Origin of the sequence: Pseudoduganella danionis, assembly GCF_009720775.1 — a bacterium.
Lineage (GTDB): Bacteria > Pseudomonadota > Gammaproteobacteria > Burkholderiales > Burkholderiaceae_D > Rugamonas > Rugamonas danionis.
Genome location: NZ_WNKW01000003.1, coordinates 175101 through 199137, shown reverse-complemented (window position 1 = coordinate 199137; position 24037 = coordinate 175101). Strand labels below are relative to the sequence as shown.

The following is a 24037-nucleotide window of genomic DNA, read 5'->3' as shown; positions in this document are numbered from 1 at the left end:
GCATCCAGCCGAACAAGTAGAGAGTCCATATGACCACCACCAAATTTGCCGCCAGCCCGCTCGCCCTCGCGATCGCCCTTGCCTTCCCTGTCAGCGCCTATGCCGATAGCCCCGAACAGAGCATGCCTGAAGTGCTGGTTACGGCCAGCAAGGCCCAGCTCAACCGCGCCAGCGTCGCCGGCTTCAGCGATACGCCGCTGCTGGAAACCCCGGCTAGCGTCAACGTCATCAGCGCCCAGCAGATGCAGGACCTGCAGATCCACTCCACCACCGACGCCGCGCGCTACGACGCCAGCCTGAGCGACGCCTACAACGCGGTCGGCTACTCCGAGCAGTTCTCGATCCGCGGCTTCAAGCTCGATAACGCCACCAGCTACCGCAAGGACGGCATGGCGATACCGGGCGAAAACCAGATCCCGCTGGAGAACAAGGAACGCATCGAAGTGCTGAAAGGCCTGTCCGGCCTGCAGGCCGGCGTGTCCGCACCGGGCGGCATGATCAACTATGTGACCAAGCGCCCGACCGAACAGACGCTGCGCACTGTGATACTGGAAGAGCGCGAACGCGGCAACCTGTACGGCACGGTCGATCTGGGTGGCCGCTTTGACGACGCGCGCTTCGGCTACCGCGTCAATCTGGCCGCCGAACGCCTGCGCTCCTACATCAAGGGCGCCGATGGCAACCGCAAATTCGCTGCGGCCGCATTCGACTTCAAGATCTCGCCGCAAGCCCTGCTGCAGATCGATGGCGACATCCAGAAGAAAGCCCAGGTCACCGCACCGGGCTTCCAGCTACTCAACAACACCACCCTGCCCGTGGTCGCGGCCGACACCATGCTGAATAACCAGCCATGGAGCCGTCCGGTGGAAACCACCAGCAGCAATCTGGGCGCCCGCTTTGCCTACAGCTTCTCGCCAGAGTGGAACGCCAGCATCAGCGCCAACCAGCACCAGTTCAAGCGTGACGACTACACCGCCTTCCCTTACGGCTGCGGCGCACAAGGCCTGTATCCTGGCTATTGCGGCAATGGCGATTTCGACGTGTACGACTACAAGAGTCTGGGCGAGAAAAAATCCCCGTTCGGCGTGCAGGCGCTGCTGCAAGGCCGCTTCGTCAGCGCCGGCATCAACCACGCTGTGACGTTCGGCGCTTCGCTGGCACGTAACAGCGAAAAATGGGGCGACTATCTGTACACCCAGGCCGGCAAGGACGGCACGGCCTACAGCAACATCTACCACCCTATCGTGGTCGCTCCGGCGCAAGGTAGCAGCGGCCCCGTCTCGGAACGCCGCCACACGCTGGACCGCGCCGTGTTCGCGCAGGATGTGGCAAGCCTGACCGAGCAGCTCAAACTGCACGCGGGTGCACGCTATGTGCAGATCAAGCGTGACGAATACGTGGGGGCCGACGACAACGGCGTGGCACTGCAATATGCCCATACCGACACCGGCTACTGGCTGCCGAATGTCGCGCTGGTGTACGCGCTGCGCAGCAATGTGTCGGTGTATGGCTCGCTGGCACAAGGTCTGGAATACGGCGGCGTCGCACCGCTGGGCACTATCAATCAGGGCCGCGCACTGGCACCGAACAAATCCAAACAGGTGGAAGTGGGCGTGAAAGCCGACGTGCATCCTGACCTGAACGCCACGCTGGCACTGTTCCAGATCCGCAAAGGTCTGGAATACACCTCGGCCCAGAATGAATATGTGCGCAATGGCGAAGCGCAGAACCGCGGTCTGGAAATGGCGCTGCATGGCCGCGTCAGCCGTGCACTGAGCGTGGGCGCCAGCGCCACTGCGCTCAACACCCAGCAGCACGATACGGGCGTGGCCAGCCTCGATGGCAAGCGCGTAACCAACGTGGCGGCTTTCAAATCCAGCGTGTTTGCCGACTACGCCGTGCCGCAAGTCGCCGGCCTGTCGCTGAGCGCCAACTGGCAGTACTCAGGCAAGAAAGCCTTCGATAGCGAGAACAAGGTGTTCGTGCCGTCCTACCACGTGCTCAATCTGGGCGGTGCCTATGCCACCCGCGTGGGCAACACGCCAGTCACGCTGCGCGCCAGTGTCGACAACGCGCTGGACAAGTTCTACTGGCGCGATGTCACGCCCGATCTGGGCGGCTACCTGATGCCGGGCGCCAGCCGCACGCTGCGCGTGTCGGCCCAGTTCGACCTGTAAAACAGGACCGGCACGCGCAGCGTTACATTTTTCGCTGCGCGTGCCAAATCGCGTACTATTCGTCACTTCATAGATGCTGCGCTACTTGAGAAAGTCGTTGGCCGGGATCGCCCGACACTAGCAGATAAGGGATTGCACGGGCTGCCAGTTCGTCCAGCAGCATGCGGTTGATGGTCACGCTGACCTCGGGGCATTCGCGCATCAGCCCATCGGCCACCCATGGAATATCGGCCGCCGTGACCAGCGTCAGATCGTAATCCTGCTGGTGGCTGGCCGCCAGCGCAGCCAGCGATGCATCTTCGCCGCCGAAATAGTAACGGCTGTAGATCAGCGTCATCAGCGGCGTGGTGTCGCAAAAAAGATATTTGTGGGCGCGGCCAGCGGCCAGCTCCTCGCGTGCACGCTGGGTGCTGGCGATGTGGAACTGGTCTTCCGAGCGCGGCACCCTGCCCTGCACATCGACGAACTCGCGCAGGTATTCCGGCACCCACACGGTCTGGTAACGCTGGGCCAGCGCTGCCGACAGCGTGGATTTGCCGGAGGATGCTGCGCCCAGGATGGCAATGCGCAGCGGCGTGGCCGCCCTCATTCCAGCGCCATGCGGCCACTGGCCGGTACGTCGCCGCGCCATGCGCGCAGACCCAGCACCGCCATGCCGACAAACACGGCATACAGTATCGCCGTCAGCACCAGATGCTTGTGCAGATACAGCGCCACATACAGCACATCGACGATGATCCACACATGCCAGTTCTCGATCTTCTTGCGCGACAGCAGTAACTGGCCTACCAGACTGCCGGCCGTCAAGAAGCCGTCGGAATTCGGTACATCGGTATCGGTGTACGACTTGAGGAACCACGCCAGTACGGCAAAGCCACCCAGCCATGCTGCCGCAGCGATGTAGCGCCCGCGCGTGCTCAGCTCCGTCACTGGCAGCCGTTCATGGCTATCGTCGCCATGCAGCCACTGATACCAGCCATAGATCGAGACGCTGATAAACACTAGCTGCAGCCCCATGTCACCATACAGGCGCGAACCGAAGAACACCAGCCCGTAGGTGGCCGAAGAGATGATGGCAAACAGCCAGCCCCAGTGGGACTGGCGGATGTTGAACCACACCGTGGCCACGGACAGCAGGAAGGACAGCAGCTCCAGCGGGGTCGTCGCCAGTCCCGCCAGTTTCCATGGCGTGTAGGCGACTCCCAGCAGAACAGCAAGTTGCTCCATCACTTTTTGGCCGGATATTTGATGGTCATTTCCTTGAGCACGTTGTCAGCGTGATCGACTTCACTCATCACCCACAGCATATAGCGGATATCCATGTGGATGGCGCGCGTGATGGCCGTGTCGAAGTACCAGTCCTTGGTAATCGATTCATAGGTCGAATCGAAGTTCAGGCCCACCAGTTCGCCCTTGCGGTTCATCACCGCCGAACCGGAATTGCCGCCCGTAGTATCGGCACTGGTCAGGAAATCGACCGGCACGGTGCCCAGCACAGCATCCTTGAACTGACCGTAGCGCTTGGCCTTGATGGCATCGAGCAGCTTCTGCGGCGCGTTGAACGGATCCTTACCCGTGTGCTTCTCGACGATGCCTTCCACCGTAGTGAACGGGCCTTTGGTGATGCCGTCTTTCGGCGAGTATGGCGATACCGTGCCATAGGTCACGCGCAGGGTCGAATTCGCGTCAGGGTAAACTGGCTTGCCTTGCGATTTCTTCCACGCGATCACGGCCTGCATGTATTGCGGGATCACGCGTTCCAGATTGCCATCGAGCTCCTTGCGGCGCTCTTTGAGCGACTGGGTTACGCCATCAAGCTTGATCGCCAGTTGAACGAAAGCGTCGTCCGCAGCGCTGATGGCGGCAGCATCCTTGCCCACCCATGCCAGACGCTTGGCGGTGTCGCCCAGTTCCGTGCGGGTGTACAGGGCTGGCACGGCATCGACCGCCGGCAGCAGGCTGTCCAGATCCGTCACGTGCATGGACTTCGGCAGCTTGGCATAGCGCTGCAGGGCCGCCGCAAAGCGGGCCTGATCCACGCTGGCCACAAACGACTGTTCCAGACGGTTCAGACGGGCCTTGATGAAGCTCAGGTCACGCTGCTGGTAGCCCGATTCGCGTTCGCCATCCGGCTTGGCGCTTTCGCGTGCCAGACGGTTGAGCGTAATGGCGCTCTTCAGCAGGTCCGAAGTGGTGGCCACGCTGTAGCCGAATTCTTCGTCGCTCAGGGCCAGATCGGCCGCGATCACGCTATCGAGTTCGGCCAGCAGGGTCTTCGACACGTTAGGCTGTTTGCCATACCATGCGCGGAACTCGGCATCCTGCACATCCTTGATGGCAGCGATGTCCTTGCGTGCGAAGCCGTCCAGCAGACCCTGGGTCTTCTTCATCACGTTGTTCATGCTCTTGTCGACGCTGGCGTAGCGTACGGCAGCGGCAGCATTGCCTTTGGTGGCGGCAGCAATCACGTCCAGATCGGCCTGTATCTCGGCCACACGGGCCGGATAGGCGGCGTCACGCGCTGCACGGATTTCCGACGGTAGCTTGTAGCGGCTGGTGCGGCCCGGATAACCGGCCAGCAGCACCGGATCACCATTCTTCAGGCCTGCCGCCGACACCACCAGAAAATCTTTCGAGTGATACGGCACGTTGTCCGGCGACGGATCAGCCGGACGGCCATCCTTGCCCACATAGGCGCGCAGGAAGGAGTAATCGCCGCCCTGACGTGGCCATTCATAGTTGTCGATATCACCACCGAAATTGCCGATCATGTCGGCCGGCGCGTACACCAGACGCACGTCGCGGATCATCATCTGGCGGATACGGTAGTACTCAAGGCCACGGTGGAAGGCCGGCACCGAGCAGCGATAGAACTTATCGCTTTCGCATTCGGCGATCAGGGCCTTGATGGCTTTATCCACGGCTTCGTGCCGCTGCTTGCCCGACATGCCGGGCTTGACGTCCTTCAGCACGCGCTCGGTCACGTTTTCTACTTTATCGGTCACATACACCAGCGTGTTCGGACCGCCCGGCAGTTCTTCTGCACGGGTCTTGGCTAAAAAGCCATCAACGATGTAATTGTGTTCGGGCGTCGCATTGCGCTGGATGGCGCCATAAGCGCAGTGGTGGTTAGTCACCACCAGACCGGCGTCGGACACGAACGAAGCCGAGCAGCCGCCCAGCGAAACGATGGCGCTCATAGGGTGCTTGGACAGATCGGCCAGTTTTTCGGCCGGAATCGTGATGCCGACGCGCTTCAATTCGGATTTCAACTGTGGCAGTTGGTAGGGTTGCCACTGGCCTTCGTCGGCCTGTGCCGCAAATGCGCTTAGCAGTGCAGCGGGTAATAGCAGATGTTTTAACAAGATTTATACCCCGGTTTAAGTTCTGGCGGGAGTATATTCCTTCTTGCGCCGAATGAGTGGTCTTTTTAAGCCCGCAAAGCCTGATTTCTAGCCGCTTTGCGGCCAGAAATTCGCCCTCCGGCCTATGGCGCCGGCACGTGCCAGCCGCCGCCTAGCGACTGGATCAGCGCGATGGCAGTCGTCTGGCGGTCGGCCTGCGCCTGCACCAGCGCACGGCGCGCCGTCAGCGCCGTATTCTGCGCCGTCACCACCTCGCTGTAGCTGACCTGCCCCGCGCGGTAGCGGTTCAGCATCTGCGCTTCCACCTGATCTGCCGCAGCCGATGCCGCCTTGCGCAAATCCTGCTGCTGCGCCAGCACACGGGTGGCGGCCAACTGGTTCTCCACATCGGCAAACGCCGCCAGCACGCTCTGGCGATACTGGGCAATGGCGGCATCACGCTGGGCTTCGGCACCGGCCACCCGTGCCTTGGTCGCGCCGGCATCGAACAGCGTCTGCGCCGCCGACAGGCCGAGCGACCACAGATTGTTGGACGCATTGAACAGCCCCGCCGAACTGGCTGCCGCATAGCCATAACTACCGGTCAGATTGAGCGACGGGAAGTAGGCACTGCGGGCGATGCCGATCTGCGCATTGGCCGCCGCCACGCGTCGCTCGGCGGCGGCGATATCAGGGCGGCGCTGCAGCAGTGTGGATGGCACACCGGCCGGCACATCGGGCACCACCACTTTCCATTCGGCCGCTGGCAGGCTGAAATCGCTGGCGGCCTTGCCCAGTAAAACGGCGATCGCATGTTCCAGTGTGGCGCGCTGGCGCGTCAGTGTCAGTTGGTCGATACGGGCATTGGCCAGCTGGGTCTCAGCCTGCAGCAGATCGGAACGTGCGGCCAGCCCTGCGTCGAAGCGGTTTTTGGTAATCTGCAGAACGCGCGCATAGCCTTCCACCGTGGCGTCCAGCAGCGCTTTCTGGGCATCGGTCTGGCGCAGCGAGAAATAGTTGGTGGCCAGTTCGCCTTGCGACGACAATCGCGCTGCCGCCAGTTCGGCGGCGCTGATCTGCAAACTGGCCTGCGCATTGTCTACGCCGGCACCGAGCTTGCCCCAGATATCGGGCTCCCAGCTAGCGCCTATGCTGGCGCGGTACTGATTGGCCGTCGGGGTCTTGTCGCCACCGCCCGAGCGCGTATCGCTGGCCGTCAGGCTCACGCTGGGGAACAGGCTGGCGCGCTGCTGCTGCACCAGCGCCCTCGCCTGCGCATAGTTGGCCGCCGCTGCGGCCACGTTCTGGTTGGATACCTCGATGCTGGCAGCCAGCTGGTCCAGCACGGGATCAGCGAAGAGCTGCCACCATGGGCCGCGTTCCAGCATATCGGCCGGTACCGCTTCGGTCCAGCCGGCAGCAGTCTTTTCCGCGGTACTGGCGGCTTCCTTGTAGGCTGCCGGTTGCGGCGTACTGGCCGTGTGGTAGACCGGCGTCACAGCGCAGCCGCTGGCCAGCAAGGCTGCCAGCACGGCCAGCGCCATTGAAGTTAAACGGAGAGTAGTAGTGTGTAGGCTCATGGTGTGCTCGGCGCCGCATCATGCACGCGGCTCAGGTGTTGTTCGGATGGGCTGCGGCGGCGCAGCTTGTCCATCAGCAGATAGACCACAGGTGTGGTCAGCAGCGTCAGGATCTGGCTCGCAATCAGGCCGCCGATAATTGCCACGCCCAGCGGCTGACGCAATTCGGAACCTTCGCCAAAGCCTATGGCCAGCGGCAGCGCGCCCAGTGCGGCCGCCAGTGTGGTCATCAGGATAGGACGGAAGCGCAGCAGACAGGCTTCCCGTACGGCTTCACGCGGCATCAGCCCGCGCGAACGCTCGGCTTCCAGTGCAAAATCGATAATCAGAATGGCGTTCTTCTTGACGATGCCGATCAGCAGGAAAATGCCGATCAGCGAAATCGTCGAGAACTCCATCTTGAAGATCAGCAGCGCCAGCACGGCCCCCACACCGGCCGAGGGCAAGGTGGTCAGCACGGTGACTGGGTGCACCAGACTTTCGTACAGTATGCCCAGCACAATGTAGATCACCACCACGGCGGCGAGAATCAGCAGCGGCAGCGACTTGTTGCTGTCCTGCGCTGCCTTGGCCGAGCCCTGGAAGCTGCCGCGTACATTGGTCGGCATGCCGATTTCCGCTTCCGCATCCTTGATCTGTGCGGCCGCATCGGACAGGCTCTTGCCCGGCTGCAGATTGAAAGCTATCGTGGTCGCCAGCTCGCCATCCTGATGGTTGATGGCCGTCGCCGTCGAACCTTCAGCAAACGTGGCGACGGCCGAAAGCGGCACCATGGTCGTGGCCTTGGTGCTCAGCGCAGAACCGGACGAAGCATCCTTGACGGCCGGTGCCGCCACATTGGCCGGTGTGGTGCTGGCCGTGGTGGTAGTCTTGCCGCCGGCACTGGTGGTCACCGTCTGCGCCACCGGCGCACCGTTAGGATTGCTGGCACTTGGCGCAGGCAGCCCTTTGGACGGCACATACACATCCTTCAGCGCTTCCGGGCTACGGGCATATTCACGCGGCACTTCCATGATGACGTGATACTGGTTCAGTTCACTGTAGATGGTAGCTACCTGCCGCTGGCCGAAGCTGTTGTACAGCGCATTATCGATATCCTTGGCCGACAGGCCCAGACGCGAAGCGCTGGCCTTGTCGATGGTGACGAAAGTCTCCACCCCGTTTTCCGCCTGATCGGTATCCACATCCGTCAGTGCAGGCTGGGTTTTCATGGCCTCGGCCAGACGGCTAGCCCACTTCTTCAGGTCAGCCTGATTGTCGCTCTTCAGCGTGTACTGGAAATTGGCATTGGCCTGCCGTCCGCCAGCGCGCAAATCCTGCACGGGACTGAGGAACAGGCTCACGCCCGTCACCTTGGCCAGCTTGGGCCGCAGGCGGGCAATCACGGCCTGCCCTGCCACAGTGCGCTGGCTGGCCGGTTTCAGGTTGATGAACATGAAGCCGCCGCCGGCGCGCCGCCCCCCCGTAAAGCCCACCACCGTGGCCACGTCGGGATCATCCTTGATGATGTTGACCAGTTGCTTGAGCTTACCCTGCATGGCCTGGAACGAAATGCTCTGGTCGGCGCGGATGCCGCCGCTGATCTGTCCCGTATCCTGCTGCGGGAAACCACCTTTGGGGATGGCAGCGAACAGGTAGAAATTCAGCCCGATCACGAACACCAGACTAAGCATCACCAGCCAGACGCTGGACAGCGCCCAGTCCAGACTGTGCTCGTAACCCTTCAGGATGGCGTTAAAACCCCGCTCGAAGAAGCGCGCTATCGGTCCCGGCGCAGCATGGGTCTGGCCCGGCTTGAGCAGCCATGCGCACATCATCGGCGTGGTAGTCAGCGACACCACCAGCGAAATCATCACGGCCGCCGACAAGGTGATGGCAAACTCCTTGAACAGCGCGCCGAACTGGCCACCCATGAACAGCAGCGGGATGAATACGGCGATCAGCGACAGGCTGATGGACAGCACCGTAAAGCCCACTTCGCGTGCACCCAGCAGCGCTGCCTTGAAGCGGTCCATGCCTGCCTCGATATGGCGCGTGGTATTTTCCAGCACCACGATCGCATCATCGACCACAAAACCGGTCGCCACGGTCAGCGCCATCAGCGACAGATTATTCAGGCTAAAGCCCAGCAGATACATCACGCCGAAAGTACCGAGCAGGGACACCACGGTGGCGACGGCCGGCACGACGGTGGCGCGCAGGCTGCGCAGGAACACGCTCACCACGAACACCACCAGCAGCACCGAGATCACCAGCGTGATTTCGATCTCATGCAGCGAGGAGCGGATCGAATTGGTGCTGTCCGATGCCACTTCGATTTTCACATCGGATGGCAGTTGCGCCTGCAGCAGCGGCAATTGCGCACGCACGCTATCGACGGTCTCGATCACATTCGCCCCCGCCTGCGAACGCAAAATCACCACGATCGCCGGCTGGCCGTTGAACAGGCCCAGATTGTTCTGGTCCTCTACCCCGTCCACCACCTGTGCCACATCCTGCAGGCGGATCGCCGTGTCATTGCGCCAGCCCACTACCAGATTGCGGTAGTCGGCCGCACTGCGGCCACCCGTGGCGTGGGCCGATTCCGTATAAATCTGCAAACGGCGGCCATTGCCCTGCAGCGCGCCACGCGGACGATTGGCATTGGTAGCCTGTATCGCCGCCCGCACGTCTTCCATAGCCAGGCCGTAACGGTTGAGCGCATACGGATTGAGTTCCACCCGCACGGCAGGCAGCGAACTGCCGCCCAGTTCCACGTCGCCTACGCCCGTTACCTGCGACAGGCGCTGCAGCACCGTATTCGACACGGCGTCGAATATCTGGCCCGGCGTCTTGGTCTTGGAGGTCAGGGCCAGAATCATCACCGGCATGCCGGAGGTATTCGCCTTGCGGTAAGTAGGATTGCTGCGCAAGGTGGCCGGCAGATCGACGCGGCTGGCGTTGATCGCCGCCTGCACTTCACGCGCTACCGCATCCACGTTGCGGTTCAAATCGAACTGCAGCGTCACGCTGGACGAACCCGTATTCGATTGCGACGTCATTTCGTTGACGCCGGCAATCACGCCCAGATGGCGCTCGAGCGGGGTCGATACGCTCGATGCCATGGTGGCAGGACTGGCGCCGGGCAGATTGGCATTCACCGAAATCACGGGGAAGTCCACCTGCGGCAGCGGCGCCACGGGCAGCACGAAGAACGCGCCTATGCCCGCCAGCGCCAGCCCGCAGGTCAGCAGGACGGTGGCGATGGGCCGTTTGACGAAGGGCGACGACAGGTTCACGAGGCACCGCCTTCAGGCAAAGCCGCCTTGCCGCGGCCGAAGCGGCGCGCCAGGCTGTCGAAGCCCAGATAGATCACCGGCGTGGTGAACAGCGTGAGTAACTGGCTGACGATCAGGCCACCGAAGATGGCCAGGCCCAGTGGGCGGCGCAGTTCGGCGCCCTCGCCCCAGCCCAGCATCAGCGGCACGGCTGCGAACAGCGCGGCCAGTGTGGTCATCAGAATCGGCCGGAAGCGCAGCAGCGCCGCCTGATGGATGGCTGCGCGCGGCGCCTTGCCTTCTTCGCGCTCGGCCTCGATGGCGAAGTCGATCATCATGATGGCGTTCTTCTTGACGATACCGATCAGCAGGATGATGCCGATGATGCCGATCACACCCAGATCCTGTCCGCTGACCAGCAGCGCCAGCAAGGCGCCCACACCGGCCGAAGGCAGCGTCGAAAGTATGGTCAGCGGGTGGATATAGCTTTCGTACAGCACGCCCAGCACGATGTACACGCACACCACTGCCGCCAGTATCAGCCATAGCTGGTTGGACAGCGATGCCTGATAGGCGCCGGAAGCACCGAGGAAGGTCAGCGTGACAGACGGCGGGAAGCCGATTTCACGCGCCGCCTGACGAATGCTGTCGACTGCCGTGCCGAGCGAAACGCCGGCTGCCGTATCGAAGCCCAGCGTGGTGGCCGGATACTGCGCCACGTGCGTGACCTGCAGCGGCGCAGCACGTTCGCTGATGCTGGCCACGGCCGATAGCGGCGTGGCCTTGCCGGAACCCGTGCGGACCTGCAGATTGCCCAGATCGGACGGCGTGGCAATATCATCGCGCCGTGCTTCAAGAATCACGCGGTACTGGTTGGTCTCCGTGAAAATGGTGGAAACGATGCGCTGCCCGAAGGCGCTGTACAGCGCATCGTCAATCGAAGCTGCCGTGATCGACATGCGCGAAGCACTGTCACGGTCCACCGTCACATAGGCTGCATTGGCGCTGGCACCGACGTCGGACACCACATTGCGCAGTTCCGCCTTGGTGCGCATCTGCTCCGCCAGTTTGGTCGCCCACTCGTTCACAGTGGCGTTGTCGGCCCCTTCCACCGATACGCGGAACTGGGTCGGCCCCGTTTCCGCATCGATGGTCAGATCCTGTGTCGGCTGCAGGTACAGCGTCAGGCCCGGTATCTGCGCCACGCGCTGGCGCAGCCTGTCCATGGTCTGCTGCTGGCTGCCGCTGCGTTCGTGCTTCAGATTGATCAGCATACTCCCCGTATGCAGCATGGTGTTATTCGCCGCATCCACACCGACCACGGAGCTGAGCGTCCCCACGTCCGGATCTTCCAGTATCAGTTTGGCAGCCTGCTGCTGCAACTCGGCCATGCGGGCATAGGAAACCGCCTTGCCCGTTTCCAGCCGTGCCTGCAACTGGCCCGTGTCCTGCGTGGGGAACAGCCCTTTGGGGATCAGCACATACAGCAGTACTGTCAGCATCAGCGTGCCCAGTGCCACCAGCAGGGTCAGGCCGCTGTGGTCCAGCACCCACACCAGCGCGCGGTCGTAATGGGCGATCACATCGTCGAAGAACTGCTGGAAACGCAGCGCAAAGCGGTTGGGCTTTTCTTCGGCATGGCTCTTCAGCCAGCGTGCCGACATCATCGGCACCAGCGTCAGCGACACCACGGCCGAGATCAGGATGGTGATGGCCAGCGAAATGGCGAACTCGCGGAACAGACGCCCCACCACATCGCCCATGAACAGCAGCGGTATCAGCACGGCGATCAGCGACACGGTCAGCGAAATGATGGTGAAGCCTATCTGCGCAGCGCCCTTGAGCGCCGCCGCCATCGGTTTCTCGCCTTCTTCGATGTAGCGCGAGATATTCTCGATCATCACGATAGCGTCATCCACCACAAAGCCGGTGGCGATGGTCAGTGCCATCAGCGACAGATTGTTCAGGCTATACCCGAGCAGATACATGATGCCGCAGGTGCCGATCAGCGAAATCGGCACGGACAGGCTGGCAATCACGGTAGCGCGCAGGCTGTGCAGGAAGGCGAAAATCACCAGCACCACGAGCACCACGGCCAGCAGCAGTTCCAGTTCCACGTGTTCCACTGACGCGCGTATGCCGGTGGTGCGGTCACTCAGCACATCCACCTTCATGGCCGCTGGCAGGCCGGCCTGCAGTTCCGGCAGGCGCGCCTTGATGGCATCCACCGTCGCGATCACATTGGCGCCGGGCTGGCGCTGCACATTCAGGATGATGGCCTGCTGCAGACCATGAGCATTACCGGACCACGCCCCCAGCTCCACGTTCTCCGCGCTATCCTTCACCGTCGCCACGTCGGTCAGACGCACGGGCGCACCGTTCTTGTAGGCGAGGATCAGTTCCTTGTAATCCCTGGCTGTCACTAGCTGGTCGTTGGCATTGATGCTATAGGCGCGGGTGGGGCCATCGAAGCTGCCTTTGGCACCGTTGGCATTGGCTGCCGTGATTGCCGTGCGCAGCGTATCCAGACCCAGGCCATACGATGCCAGCGCGTTGGTATCAGCCTGTATGCGCACGGCCGGACGCTGGCCGCCGCTCAGGGTTACCAGCCCAACGCCCGACACCTGCGAAATTTTCAGCGCCAGACGGGTATTCACCACGTTCTGCACTTCCGTCAGCGGCATGGTGTCCGACGTAATCGCCAGCGTCAGCACAGGTGCATCAGCCGGATTAACCTTGGCATATACGGGCGGCGCCGGCAGATCGGTCGGCAGCAGCGAGGCCGCCGCATTGATGGCAGCCTGCACTTCCTGCTCGGCCACGTCCAGCGTCTGGCCCAGACCGAACTGCAGGGTGACGATGGAGACGCCGGCAGCACTGGTAGAACTCATGCGCTGCAGGCCCGCCATCTGGCCAAACTGGCGTTCCAGTGGCGCCGTGACGGTCTGCCCCATCACTTCCGGGCTACCGCCCGGATACAGCGTCTGTACCTGTATGGTGGGGAAGTCCACCTGCGGCAGCGCCGACAGCGGCAGGAACTTGAAGCCGACAAAGCCTGCCAGTACGATAGCCAGCATCAGTAGCGAAGTCGCTACCGGTCGTTTGATAAAGGGGGCGGACGGGCTCATTATTGTGCTGCGCCCTGATCTTTGCGGTGACGGCGCTCACCCTGCCCCGAAGCTGCTTCGGCACCTGCCGCTGGTTGACCCGATGCGGCTGCGGAGGCAGCAGCACTGCCAGCAGCCGATGCATGGCCACCGGCGCCGCCGCGCTGGCCGCCGCCGGCACCGGGCAGCGTGACCTTGGCGCCTTCCTTGAGACGGTCCGCCCCTTCCGTAATCACCTGTTCGCCCACCTGCAGGCCGCTGGCGATCTGCACCTTCTCGGCAGTAGCATGGCCACGCGTAACCGGTCGCACGGTCACGGTTTTGTCAGCCTTGAGCACATACACGAAATCGCCATTCGCACCATGGCGCACAGCCGTCACCGGCACCATCACGGCCCCCTTGATGGTGCGCATTTCCAGCCGCAAGTTGACGAACTGGCTGGGGAACAGCGCCGACTTGGCATTGGCAAAGCGCGCCTTGGCTTTGACGGTACCCGTCTGCACATCCACCTGATTATCCATGGCCGAGAACTTGCCGCTTTCAAGCACGCTGGTGCGGGTACGGTCGAGCGCCACCGCCGTCAGGCTGGCACCACCATTCACCTGCTGCATCAGCGTCGGCACGTTGTCCTGCGGCACCGAGAATTCCACATCGATAGGCGACAACTGGGTAATCACGGCGATGCCGCCCGCGTCGCTCGCGCCTACCAGATTGCCCACATCAACCACGCGCAGACCCACCCGCCCTGTAATCGGCGCGACCACCTTGGTGTAGCCCAGATTCAGCTTGGCCGTGCCTTCCTGTGCGCGGTCCGTCATCACCGTGCCTTCCAGTTGCTTGACCAGTGCAGCCTGCGTATCCACGTCCTGCCGCGCGATCGAATCCTGTCCCAACAGGGTGCGGTAGCGCTCCAGCGTCAGCCTGGCATTTTCCAGCTGCGCCTCATCGCGCTGCCGCTGGCCGGAAGCCTGCAGCAAAGCCATCTCGAACTGGCGCGCATCGATCTGCGCCAGCACCTGCCCGGCTTTCACCATCTGGCCTTCCTTGAACAGCACCTGCTGCAAGATGCCCGACACCTGCGGCCGCACGGTGGTGGTGGCCGCTGCCGTCACGGTGCCGAGCGCTTCCAGCGTCACGGGCAGATCGGCCTTTTCCGCCGTGGCTACGCCTACCGTGGTGACGGAACCACGCCGCCCGCCAGGGCCACCGGGCCCGCCCGCAGCGCCAGGACCGGCTGGTGCCGCAGCACCTGCAGCACTGGGGGCGCCAGCAGGACTGGCGGCCGGCTGGTGCGTCAGATACCACGCCAGTCCGCCCAGCCCTGCCATCGCAGCAACGGCAATGACGCTGCCCAGCAGGCGCGAACGGCGCGCTGGGGTTTCCTGAATCACGGTCTTGTTCTGGGTATCCATTGATGTCCTTAATTGGCGTGCATAGCCATGGCAAAGCCGCCATGACGATCGATGCGAGGACTCTAGCACAGCAAAAATCAGCTGTGTGCCAGCAAGGCCCTGCCGATACAAACTCGCTACAAATCAAGGACTTTGCTCACAATTTACTACGTGTGCTTTACATATCTTTACCATTGCGACATGCCCTATACACATGGCTGGCGCACACTGATCTCGTCGTTTCCCGATTATCCAAATGAGGAGAGAACATGAGTATTTTTAACCGCCAGACCCTTGCCGCCTTCCTGCTGGGGACTACCCTGACCGTCGGTCTGGGCGCTTACGCTGTCGAACGCCATATGGGCGGCCACGGGCCAGCCATGGCTGCCGGCGACCACATGGAGCGCATGCTCAAGCACCTGTATGTAGAAGTCGATGCCACCGATGCGCAGAAAGCCAAGATCGAGCCGCTGATGAAAGCCGCCATGGACGATCTCAAGCCTATGCACGAGCAGCTATTCCAGATCCACAAGCAGGTCACCAGCCTGCTGGCCGCGCCAACCATCAACCGCGCGGAGCTGGAGAAAACCCGCGCCAGTGGCATCGCCCTGGCCGACCAGGCATCGATCCGTGTGGTCAAACTGCTGGCCGACATCGGCGACAATCTGACGCCTACCCAGCGCCAGAAACTGGCCGAGCGCCTCAACCACATGCACGAGCGTCGTCACCACGGCGGCTAAGCCCCGCCGGCCTTGCGTCCCTACTGCCTCCAGCCTGAGGCTTGTACGGGGCGCAAGGCAAACGTAGAATGAAACGCATGAATACTGCCGACCATATCCTGCTGGTTGAAGACGATCCCCGCCTCGCCGAGATGCTCACCGAGTATCTGGCGCAGGCGGCGTTTCGCGTGACCCATGCCGCCAATGGACGGGCAGCCCTGAACGCCATGCTGACCGGCGACGTGGATGCCGTGATACTGGACCTGATGCTACCCGATATGGACGGGCTGGAAGTATGCCGCCAGCTACGCACCAGTTCCGACGTACCTGTGCTGATGCTGACCGCGCGCGGCGACGCCATCGACCGCATCATCGGGCTGGAACTGGGTGCCGACGACTATCTGCCCAAACCGTTTGAACCGCGCGAACTGCTGGCGCGCCTGCGTGCCATCCTGCGCCGCCGCAGCGAACACCGCCACCAGCCCGGTCTGCCGCCGCCTAGCGACGCCGAGCTGCTGCGCTTTGGCCGGCTCGAAATCGATCCGGCTGCCCACGCTGCCCGCATAGGCGGCCAGCCGTGCGAACTGACCGCCTACCAGTTCGATCTGCTGCTGGTGCTGGCCCAGCACGCGGGCCGCGTACTATCGCGCGACAGCCTGATGGAGCTACTCAAGGGCGAGCCGCTGGAAGCCTTCGACCGTTCTATCGATGTCCACATGTCGCGCATCCGCGCGGCCGTCGAGGATGACCCGAAAAAGCCGCGCCGCATCATTACCGTGCGCGGTGCCGGCTACCTGTTCGCCAAGGTGCAGGACTGATGGCCGCGCCGCACGGTAACGCACGCTGGCACTGGGGCCTGCCACGCCTGTACATCCGCTTCTATGTCACGCTGCTGGTGACACTGGTGATATTCGCGCTGGCCGTGATGCTGGTATGGCACCGCAGCGGCGGACCGCTGGAACGCTCCAACAGCACGCTGGCGCAGGTCATGCAAAATGCGCTGGCCAGTGCCGATGCACCACCCGTGCAGCAACAGGCCGCGCTCGAGCACATGGCGGCCGGCCTGCATGCGAACCTGACGCTGTATGGGCGTGACTGGCAGTTGCTGGCCGCCGTGGGCGAACCGATACCACCGCACCGCTGGCGCCAGCGCGATTTGCGCGGCCCGCCACCGGAATCGTTTATGCGCCTGCCGGACGGGCGGCGCCTGCTATCGAGCGTACCGCTAGGTTTCACGCGCCCCAAAGCCATGCTGCACAATGCCCTGCTGCTGGTGGCACTGGGCATAGGCGTGGCTGCCTTCCCGCTGGTGCGCCACCTGACCAAACGGCTGGAGCGCCTGCAGCAAGGCGTGGAGTCGCTCGGTGCTGGTAATCTGACGGCGCGGGTGGCGGTAGAAGGCAAGGATGAAGTGGCTCAACTGGCGCGCAGCTTCAACCGCGCGGCCGACCAGATCGAACAACTGGTGGGCGCCCACAAGACCCTGCTGGCGAATGCCTCGCACGAACTGCGCACGCCGCTGGCGCGCATCCGGCTGGCGCTGGAACTGATGCAGGACGACGTCGACCCGAAAAGGCGGGCCGGACTCGAACAGGATATCCGTGAACTCAACGCGCTGCTGGACGAAATCCTGCTGGCCAGCCGGCTCGATGCCGTCAATGCGGAAGTGAGCATGGAAGAAATCGATCTGCTGGCACTGGCAGCGGAAGAATGCGCCCACTACGATGAAGCAGAGCTGGATGGCGTGAGTGCCGTGCTGAATGGCGATGCGCGCCTGCTGCGCCGCCTGCTGCGCAATCTGCTGGAAAACGCACGCCGCCATGGTGCGCCCCCTACCCGGCTAAACTTGCGCTGCGCCGACGGACTAGCTCTGCTGACAGTTTCCGACGGTGGCGCCGGTGTGCCCGTCTCCGAAGCGGAACGCGTGTTCGAGCCTTTCTACCGCCGCCACGGCACGCGCGACAATCAGGGCGCCGGTCTGGGACTGGCGCTGGTGCGGCAGATCGCCCGCCGCCATGGTGGCGAAGCGCGCTGCACGCGTCTCGACGATGGCCGCAGCGGCTTCCTGATTACGCTGCCGTTAAAGGCGGCCTGACGCCCCGCTTGGCGCCGCAGCGCCAGCCGCTGCAGCACACTGCAGCGCGGCACCGGCCTTCATCGCATCAAGGCGATTCGCACAGGCAGTGCGTCACCGCCGTGAAGGGCTTGCGCGCGGCCGTCAGCTCGGCCAGCCAGCCCAGATCCTGCGCTATCCCGTTGGCCGCCGTCACTGGCAGACCGGTGCTCAGGGTCACGCTCTGCTTCCACTGCACACCCAGCGTCTGAGCGACCGATTGCGCCACCGCCTGTGCGGCCGAGCCACCCAGCAGGCCGATAATCCGGTCCACCTTACTCACGTCGGGCTCCATATACACCACCCGGTAGTCCTCCAGCTTGGCGCGGCTGGCGGCCGCCTTGAGCGCATCGCCATAAGTGCCGAGGCGGTCCACCAGACCACGCTCCTTGGCCTGTTCACCCGTCCACACGCGGCCCTGTGCCACGCCATCGATTTTTTCCGGCGTGGTCTTGCGAGCTTGGGCGGCACGGCCAATAAAGTCTGCATAGATGTGGTTGATGCTGCCCTGTATCAGCTGGCCAACGCGCGGATCGAGCGGGCGCAGCGGATTGGTGGCATCGCCCAGCCAGGTGGTCGGTTTGCCGGCTGTGTGGATGCCCACTTTATCAATCACCTTTTCCGCCGTCGGCAGAATGGCGAACACGCCGATCGAGCCGGTAATCGTGGTCGGTGCCGCGATTACTTCATCGGCAGCCATGGATATCCAATAACCACCGGAAGCGGCCACGTTACCCATCGAGACTACCACCGGCATGCCGGCTGCACGCGTCAGCTCCAGTTCGCGCCGTATCACTTCCGAAGCAAACGCGCTGCCACCCGGCGAATCGACGCGCAGCACCACGGCCTTGATGCTGTCATCCTCGCGCGCGGCGCGTATCAGCTTGGAGGTCGAATCGCCGCCGATGGAACCGGCACTGGCCGTGCCATCACTGATTTCGCCCTGCGCCACTACCACGCCGATGGCGTCGCCCGTCAGCTTAGGACGGATGCGGGCCAGATATTCGTCGTAGCCGATCTGGCGGAATGTCTTGCCCTTGGCATCAGGCACGCCGCGCTTGACCATCATCTCGCGCACTTCATCCTTGGTCTTCAGGCCGTCCACCAGTTTGGCGGCCAGCGTCACCTTGGCCAGATCGCCCTTCTGCTGTTCGACCAGTGCAGGCAGATCGTTGATGGTCTTCATCACGCTACCCTGTGCCAGCTTGCGCGCCTTTTCCACGTCCGTGGTGTAGGCGTTCCACAGGCCGTTATTCAGATAGGCCTCCGCTTCGGCGGCCGCTTCCGACGGGCCATTGGCGATGAAAGGCTCGGCAAAACTCTTGTAGGTGCCGACCCGCATCAGGTTGACCGTCACGCCCAGCTTATCGAGCGCGTCGCGGTAGTAATTGCGGTAGCGGCCAAAGCCTTCCAGCATCACCATGCCCATAGGGTGCAGATACACTTCCGAAGCATGGGCGGCCAGCAGATACTGGCGCTGGTCGTAGCTGGAACCCCAGGCCACCACCGGCTTGCCGCTGGCTTTGAAGCGGTCCAGCGCAGCGGCGACTTCGCGCAGGATGACCTGACCGCCGCCATCGAGTTCATCGGTCAGCAGCACGGCGCCCGTGATATCGGGGTCTTTGGCTGCTGTCTCCAGCACGCTCAGTACATCGCGTAGCTGCAAAGTCTTGCGGCTATCGGCGCCGCTCACGCTATTCATCAGCGCATCGCGCGCGTTGCCGCTGGTCTGTTCGGCCAGATGGCCTTTCAGGTTCAGCACCAGCGTGGTCTTGGGGCCCGGTGATTTGGGGCCGCCGCCAAACAGGGCAATGGCCAGCGCAACCAGCACCAGCAGGAACAGCAGATTGAGCACAGTGCGGCGGCCCGTATCGAGCGCATTCCAGAACCAGACCAAGCCACTACGCAGCCATGAAAATGGGGACTTACTCATTCAAGCTCCAGTCGATTGCGAAATTAACAAGTACATCATTGTATGCTGTCCTCAGCGCGCCGGGCGGGAAATTAGCCACAGGCCTGCAAATACCAGCAGACCGTTGACGATCAGTAGTTCCAGTCCCATGCGGTAGCTACCGAACAGCGCGGCCTGATTCAGCTCCAGCAGGTAGCACAGCACCGGCCCTGCCAGCGCCACCAGCGGCACGGCATAGTGCGCGCCATGGCGTACCTTGCGTGCCGTCAGCAGGCCGAAGGCAAACAGGCCGAGGATAGGGCCATAGGTATAGCCAGTCAGCTTGAGTATCAAGCCTATCATGCTGGCGTTATCGAGCCAGCGGAATAACAGCACCAGCGCCAGAAACAGCGCACAGAAACCCAGATGCACCCAGTGGCGCTGGTGCCGCTGCTGCGCTTCGCTCAGGTCGCTGCGGCGCTGCCAGCCCAGTATGTCGAGGCAGAAGCTGGCGGTGAGCGCGGTCATGGCACCATCGGCGCTGGGGAACAGGGCCGACACCAGACCGAGGAAGAACAGCAGTTGCAGCGCGGCCGGCATGTGCTGCATCACCACGGCCGGGAACAGCTTGTCGCCCGTGGCAGCCAGGCCCACGCTGGGCGCATACAGGCTAAGCAAGCCGCCGAGGAACATGAACAGCAGCAGCACGCCCGTCAGCACCACGGTCAGCACCAGCATATTTTTCTGCGAGTCGCGCAGCGTGGGCACGGAGATATTCTTCTGCATGATTTCCTGATCCATGCCCGTCATGGCCAGCACGATGAATATCCCGGCAAAAAACTGCTTCCAGAAATAGCCGGGGCTATCGCTATGGTGATTCAGTACGCGCGTATAGCCGCCCGCCTCCAGCGCCTGCCAGCCGGAGACCAGATCGAAGCCGAGCTGGGCCAGCAGCCACCACACGCAGCCAGCCAGCGCCAGCAACATGCCCGCCGTCTGCAGCGTATCGGTCCAGACGATGGTCTTGACCCCGCCTTCGTAGGTGTACAGCAATATCATGCCGAGGATGACCAGTGTGCTGAGCCAGAAAGGCACGCCCAGACTGTCCAGCACCGTCAGTTGCAGGATATTCACCACCAGATACAGCCGCGCCGAAGCACTGAGGGTGCGCGACAGCAGGAAGAAACTGGCTCCGCTCAGGTAGGCCTGATGCCCGAGCCGGACATCGAGATAGTGGTAGATCGAGGTGAGCTTCATGCGGTAGTACAGCGGCAGCAGCCCATAGGCGACCAGCACGTAACCGACCACATAGCCGAGCATCACCTGCAGATAGGCGAAACCATCGCGCCCCACGGCGCCCGGCACGCTGATGAAGGTCACCCCGCTCAGGGTGGTGCCGACCATGCCGAAAGCGACCAGCAGCCAGTGGCTACGCTTGTTCCCGATAAAAAAGCTGTGATTGGTGGCATCGCGCGCCGTGCGGCGTGCCACCAGCAACAGCAACAGGAAATAGGCCGCCAGCAGGCCGAACAGGGAAACCTCAGACATGGAACAGACTTTCACAACGACAAGTGGGCGACAATATACACCGCAATGCTATCCAGCCGCAGTGCAGGCCGCTAAAATGCCGAGGTCAATCCTCGCCCCTTCCGACTATGCAAGCCGAGAAACTAGCCCTGCTGCTGACCCGTGAAATGCCATATGGCAAATACAAAGGACGCGTGCTGGCCGATCTGCCCGGCCACTATCTGGGCTGGTTTGCCCGCGAAGGCTTTCCCAAAGGTGAACTGGGCGGCCTGCTGGCCCTGATGTACGAGCTGGACCACAACAATCTGCGCAGCCTGCTCGATCCGCTGCGCTAGCGTGCCCGCTTGCTGCACATCGTTTTGCTGCCGGAGCCCTCTACATGACTATCCACCCGACCAAGCCGAGCACACGTATGCGCCACTTCCTGCTGCTCGCGGCACTGGCCTTCAGCGCGGTGGCGCACAGCGCCGAAACTCTGCCATTGCAGCAAAGCCACGCCGATTACATCAAAGCTATCAAGGATGTTTCAACCTCGCCGTATTACGTGCAGGTACTGCTCGCCTTCGGCCCCGACCAGACAGCGCGCCCATACTGCGTCAGAGCGCCGTTCCTGCAGGGTGCGCTGGCACGGGAAGTAGGCCAGGAAATTAATCGGGAGACATGGAAGACGGTGCAAAAACTGGCCCTGGAGAATACCGAGCGCGTATTTCTTTTCACCAAAGCTGAAGCGATCAGCAATCTGGCGCTGGACCGATACACTCCGGACGATCTGGACCGCGCCCGCGCCTTGCTGGCGCCCTACTCCGCTGCCGAATTGAAGGAAGCCTTTACCACCCGAACGCTGCGGGAAGCGCGGCGCTTCAACACCGCGGGCTATCAGCGTGACGCTATTGCCTGCGCCCTGCTGGAACGTGGCCTGACGCCACGCTCTGCCGACATCACGGGGGCTATCGGGTTCTATCCGGATTGAATCAATTACTGCAAAAAGTCGGCGACATTAGAGCTAGATCAAACGTGGCGCACCGGAAATGAAAACCCGTGTATAAAGCTTGCATCGCCATGCGTCGGAGCCTGCCATGTCTTCCCTGCCCTATCATTGCGTCTGCTGCATCATTCCATCGCGTATGTTGCGGCAGCTAGCCGAAGCAGCGCATCTGAGCGAAGAGGAACGCGCCTGCCTGCTCGACCAGTGCGAGCTGTCCGCCCATTTGCGCGGCCAGCGCTCCGTCATGCCCACGCTGGCAGCCACCCAGCGCACGGGCGAACAGCGCCGCACCATCTACGATGCACGCCACAAGACCACCCTGCCGGGCCGCGTGGTGCGCACGGAAGGCGGCGCTGCAGCCAAGGATGCCGCTGTGAATCAGGCTTACGACAATGCCGGTATCACCTATGATTTTTTCCACACCGTGTTCCAGCGCAACTCGGTCGATAACAAGGGGCTGCGCCTCGACGCCAGCGTGCACTACCAGCGCAACTTCAACAACGCTTTCTGGAATGGCCAGCAGATGGTTTATGGCGACGGCGATGGCAAACTGTTCCACGGCTTTACCGCGGCCATCGATGTGGTCGCGCATGAGCTTAGCCACGGCGTGACCCAGTACGCCGTGCCGGGCGGGCTGGTGTACGAGGGCCAGAGCGGCGCCCTGAACGAATCGATTTCCGATGTGATGGGTTCGCTAGTCAAGCAGTGGCGGCTGCAGCAGAAAGCCGCCGATGCCGACTGGCTGATAGGCGCCGGCATCATGGCGCCCAGCGTGGGCAAGGCGCTGCGCTCGCTGGCCGATCCCGGCAACCGCACGCTGACCTGGTCGGGCGACGACCAACCGAAAAACATGGCAGACTATATTCAGGACGGCGATGTGCACAGCAATTCAGGCATCCCCAACCACGCGTTCTATGCCACGGCACTGGCGCTGCAAGGCCATGCATGGGAGAAGGCCGGGCCCATCTGGTACAAAGCGCTGGGTTTGCTGACACCTAACGCCAGCTTTGCCGACATGGCACGCGCCACCGCGCAGGCAGCCGTGCTACTGTATGGCAGCGACACGGCCGAACAGTATGCCGTGCAGCGCGCCTGGCAACTGGTGGGCGTGCAACTGGAGTCGTCCTAGAGCGGAACGTATAACCCGCCCGGAATTTTTGTAATGGCGAGCAATCGCGATCGGAGCCCGCATCATGACACGGCTGATCTTACGCTGCACTGGCGGTTTCACCGGCCCGGCCGGCGCACAGACGCGCAGCGTTGATCTGACGCTGCTGGCGCCCGCTCAGGCGCACCGGCTAGCCCAGTTGCTCGATGCCAGCCAGTTCTTCAATCTGCCCGAACAACTACGCAAGATCGCGCCCCAGTCAGGTGATTTTCTCTACGATCTGCACGTGGACAAGGATGGCTGGCAGCACGATGTGCACTACCATCTGGACGCGGCGCCCATCGCACTGCGCCAGCTCACGGAACAGCTCAACCACTACCCGCCCGACTAGCAGGCGCTAGGCAGCACGCGGGCTCAGGCCAGCATGCGCGCCAGTTCACCTTGTTCGATCAGCTTCTGCAAGTCGTTGGCGCCGCCTATCAGCACGCCGTTGACGAACACCATGGGGAAGGTCGACCAACCCGTCCACATTTTCAGCGCGATACGCGGGCGCCAGGTATTGAAGTAATTACCGTAAGACAGATAGGTGTAGGCAATGCCTTGCGCATCGAGCAGCTTGCGCGCCTTGCGCGGAAAAGGATTGAGCCCCATGCCGACCACCACCACCTTGTTGCTGGCCACGGCCGCCTGCACTTCCTCCACCAGCGTGCGGTGGTAGCCGCTCACCTGGGCGCGCACGGCGGGATGGATCTGTTCTTCAGCGAGGATGTGACGGCTCATGGGTGCTTCCTTACTCTGCGGTTAAAGATGTCAGCATAACCGCAAACCGGCCCGCGTG

Annotated in this window: 18 protein-coding genes; 8 read left to right on the top strand and 10 right to left on the bottom strand. The window is 62.6% G+C overall.

What is annotated here, in order from left to right; genetic code table 11:
• Positions 1–29: 29 nt before the first annotated feature.
• The gene (locus GM655_RS12505; protein ID WP_155435019.1) at positions 30–2177 is read left to right on the top strand and encodes a TonB-dependent siderophore receptor; all 2148 of its coding nucleotides are present in this window, start codon (positions 30–32) and stop codon (positions 2175–2177) included.
• Between the two features lie 67 nt (positions 2178–2244).
• Here GM655_RS12505 and GM655_RS12500 read toward each other — a convergent pair whose 3' ends face one another.
• The 7 genes from GM655_RS12500 to GM655_RS12470 all read right to left on the bottom strand — a co-directional run bounded on the left by GM655_RS12500 (position 2245) and on the right by GM655_RS12470 (position 14877).
• The gene (locus tag GM655_RS12500) at positions 2245–2766 is read right to left on the bottom strand and encodes an AAA family ATPase (protein WP_155435018.1); all 522 of its coding nucleotides are present in this window, start codon (positions 2764–2766) and stop codon (positions 2245–2247) included.
• Positions 2763–3404, bottom strand: a complete 642-nt coding sequence (gene pnuC / locus GM655_RS12495; protein ID WP_155435017.1) for a nicotinamide riboside transporter PnuC — start codon at positions 3402–3404, stop codon at positions 2763–2765. The genes GM655_RS12500 and pnuC overlap by 4 nt, the downstream gene beginning before the upstream one ends.
• The gene (locus GM655_RS12490) at positions 3404–5542 is read right to left on the bottom strand and encodes a S46 family peptidase (protein ID WP_155435016.1); all 2139 of its coding nucleotides are present in this window, start codon (positions 5540–5542) and stop codon (positions 3404–3406) included. Before GM655_RS12490 ends, pnuC begins: the two co-directional genes overlap by 1 nt.
• A 122-nt stretch (positions 5543–5664) precedes the next feature.
• A complete protein-coding gene (locus tag GM655_RS12485) occupies positions 5665–7101 on the bottom strand; it encodes an efflux transporter outer membrane subunit (protein ID WP_155435015.1) in 1437 nt (478 codons plus the stop codon).
• Entirely contained in the window at positions 7098–10379 is a 3282-nt protein-coding gene (locus GM655_RS12480) for an efflux RND transporter permease subunit (protein ID WP_371866797.1), read from the bottom strand. Before GM655_RS12480 ends, GM655_RS12485 begins: the two co-directional genes overlap by 4 nt.
• Positions 10376–13486: an efflux RND transporter permease subunit gene (locus GM655_RS12475; protein WP_155435014.1), complete on the bottom strand. Its 3111-nt coding sequence runs from the start codon at positions 13484–13486 to the stop codon at positions 10376–10378. Before GM655_RS12475 ends, GM655_RS12480 begins: the two co-directional genes overlap by 4 nt.
• Positions 13486–14877, bottom strand: coding sequence for an efflux RND transporter periplasmic adaptor subunit (locus GM655_RS12470; RefSeq protein ID WP_155435013.1), 1392 nt, complete (start codon positions 14875–14877; stop codon positions 13486–13488). Before GM655_RS12470 ends, GM655_RS12475 begins: the two co-directional genes overlap by 1 nt.
• Positions 14878–15125: 248 nt before the next feature.
• Between GM655_RS12470 and GM655_RS12465 the strand changes: the two genes are divergently transcribed.
• The 3 genes from GM655_RS12465 to GM655_RS12455 all read left to right on the top strand — a co-directional run bounded on the left by GM655_RS12465 (position 15126) and on the right by GM655_RS12455 (position 17670).
• Positions 15126–15596: a Spy/CpxP family protein refolding chaperone gene (locus tag GM655_RS12465; protein ID WP_155435012.1), complete on the top strand. Its 471-nt coding sequence runs from the start codon at positions 15126–15128 to the stop codon at positions 15594–15596.
• Between the two features lie 77 nt (positions 15597–15673).
• Positions 15674–16393, top strand: a complete 720-nt coding sequence (locus GM655_RS12460) for a response regulator (RefSeq protein ID WP_155435342.1) — start codon at positions 15674–15676, stop codon at positions 16391–16393.
• The gene (locus GM655_RS12455; RefSeq protein ID WP_155435011.1) at positions 16393–17670 is read left to right on the top strand and encodes an ATP-binding protein; all 1278 of its coding nucleotides are present in this window, start codon (positions 16393–16395) and stop codon (positions 17668–17670) included. The genes GM655_RS12460 and GM655_RS12455 overlap by 1 nt, the downstream gene beginning before the upstream one ends.
• A 67-nt stretch (positions 17671–17737) precedes the next feature.
• Here the strand turns inward: GM655_RS12455 and sppA are convergent, their stop codons facing one another.
• On the bottom strand, positions 17738–19621 hold the full coding sequence (gene sppA, locus GM655_RS12450) for a signal peptide peptidase SppA (RefSeq protein WP_155435010.1): 1884 nt from the start codon (positions 19619–19621) through the stop codon (positions 17738–17740).
• Between the two features lie 51 nt (positions 19622–19672).
• Complete coding sequence (locus GM655_RS12445; RefSeq protein WP_155435009.1) at positions 19673–21127, bottom strand: sodium:solute symporter; 1455 nt, start codon at positions 21125–21127, stop codon at positions 19673–19675.
• Positions 21128–21234: 107 nt separating this feature from the next.
• Between GM655_RS12445 and GM655_RS12440 the strand changes: the two genes are divergently transcribed.
• From GM655_RS12440 to GM655_RS12425, 4 genes are all read left to right on the top strand, one after another.
• Entirely contained in the window at positions 21235–21441 is a 207-nt protein-coding gene (locus GM655_RS12440) for a DUF3820 family protein (RefSeq protein WP_155435008.1), read from the top strand.
• A gap of 44 nt (positions 21442–21485) precedes the next feature.
• Positions 21486–22076: a hypothetical protein gene (locus GM655_RS12435; protein WP_155435007.1), complete on the top strand. Its 591-nt coding sequence runs from the start codon at positions 21486–21488 to the stop codon at positions 22074–22076.
• Between the two features lie 106 nt (positions 22077–22182).
• A complete protein-coding gene (locus GM655_RS12430; RefSeq protein ID WP_155435006.1) occupies positions 22183–23220 on the top strand; it encodes a M4 family metallopeptidase in 1038 nt (345 codons plus the stop codon).
• Between the two features lie 64 nt (positions 23221–23284).
• A complete protein-coding gene (locus tag GM655_RS12425; RefSeq protein ID WP_155435005.1) occupies positions 23285–23590 on the top strand; it encodes a protealysin inhibitor emfourin in 306 nt (101 codons plus the stop codon).
• A 23-nt stretch (positions 23591–23613) separates the two neighbouring features.
• Here the strand turns inward: GM655_RS12425 and GM655_RS12420 are convergent, their stop codons facing one another.
• The gene (locus GM655_RS12420) at positions 23614–23979 is read right to left on the bottom strand and encodes a glutaredoxin (protein ID WP_155435004.1); all 366 of its coding nucleotides are present in this window, start codon (positions 23977–23979) and stop codon (positions 23614–23616) included.
• Positions 23980–24037 lie beyond the last annotated feature (58 nt).

What these genes read in the sequence shown, in the direction of transcription:
- GM655_RS12440 (WP_155435008.1), top strand. Translation starts at nt 21,235, where the DNA reads ATGCAAGCCGAGAAACTAGCCCTGCTGCTGACCCGTGAAATGCCATAT.
- sppA (WP_155435010.1), bottom strand. Translation starts at nt 19,621, where the DNA reads ATGAGTAAGTCCCCATTTTCATGGCTGCGTAGTGGCTTGGTCTGGTTC.
- GM655_RS12465 (WP_155435012.1), top strand. Translation starts at nt 15,126, where the DNA reads ATGAGTATTTTTAACCGCCAGACCCTTGCCGCCTTCCTGCTGGGGACT.
- GM655_RS12470 (WP_155435013.1), bottom strand. Translation starts at nt 14,877, where the DNA reads ATGGATACCCAGAACAAGACCGTGATTCAGGAAACCCCAGCGCGCCGT.
- GM655_RS12475 (WP_155435014.1), bottom strand. Translation starts at nt 13,486, where the DNA reads ATGAGCCCGTCCGCCCCCTTTATCAAACGACCGGTAGCGACTTCGCTA.
- pnuC (WP_155435017.1), bottom strand. Translation starts at nt 3,404, where the DNA reads ATGGAGCAACTTGCTGTTCTGCTGGGAGTCGCCTACACGCCATGGAAA.
- GM655_RS12435 (WP_155435007.1), top strand. Translation starts at nt 21,486, where the DNA reads ATGACTATCCACCCGACCAAGCCGAGCACACGTATGCGCCACTTCCTG.
- GM655_RS12420 (WP_155435004.1), bottom strand. Translation starts at nt 23,979, where the DNA reads ATGAGCCGTCACATCCTCGCTGAAGAACAGATCCATCCCGCCGTGCGC.
- GM655_RS12445 (WP_155435009.1), bottom strand. Translation starts at nt 21,127, where the DNA reads ATGTCTGAGGTTTCCCTGTTCGGCCTGCTGGCGGCCTATTTCCTGTTG.
- GM655_RS12425 (WP_155435005.1), top strand. Translation starts at nt 23,285, where the DNA reads ATGACACGGCTGATCTTACGCTGCACTGGCGGTTTCACCGGCCCGGCC.
- GM655_RS12500 (WP_155435018.1), bottom strand. Translation starts at nt 2,766, where the DNA reads ATGAGGGCGGCCACGCCGCTGCGCATTGCCATCCTGGGCGCAGCATCC.
- GM655_RS12505 (WP_155435019.1), top strand. Translation starts at nt 30, where the DNA reads ATGACCACCACCAAATTTGCCGCCAGCCCGCTCGCCCTCGCGATCGCC.
- GM655_RS12430 (WP_155435006.1), top strand. Translation starts at nt 22,183, where the DNA reads ATGTCTTCCCTGCCCTATCATTGCGTCTGCTGCATCATTCCATCGCGT.
- GM655_RS12460 (WP_155435342.1), top strand. Translation starts at nt 15,674, where the DNA reads ATGAATACTGCCGACCATATCCTGCTGGTTGAAGACGATCCCCGCCTC.
- GM655_RS12485 (WP_155435015.1), bottom strand. Translation starts at nt 7,101, where the DNA reads ATGAGCCTACACACTACTACTCTCCGTTTAACTTCAATGGCGCTGGCC.
- GM655_RS12455 (WP_155435011.1), top strand. Translation starts at nt 16,393, where the DNA reads ATGGCCGCGCCGCACGGTAACGCACGCTGGCACTGGGGCCTGCCACGC.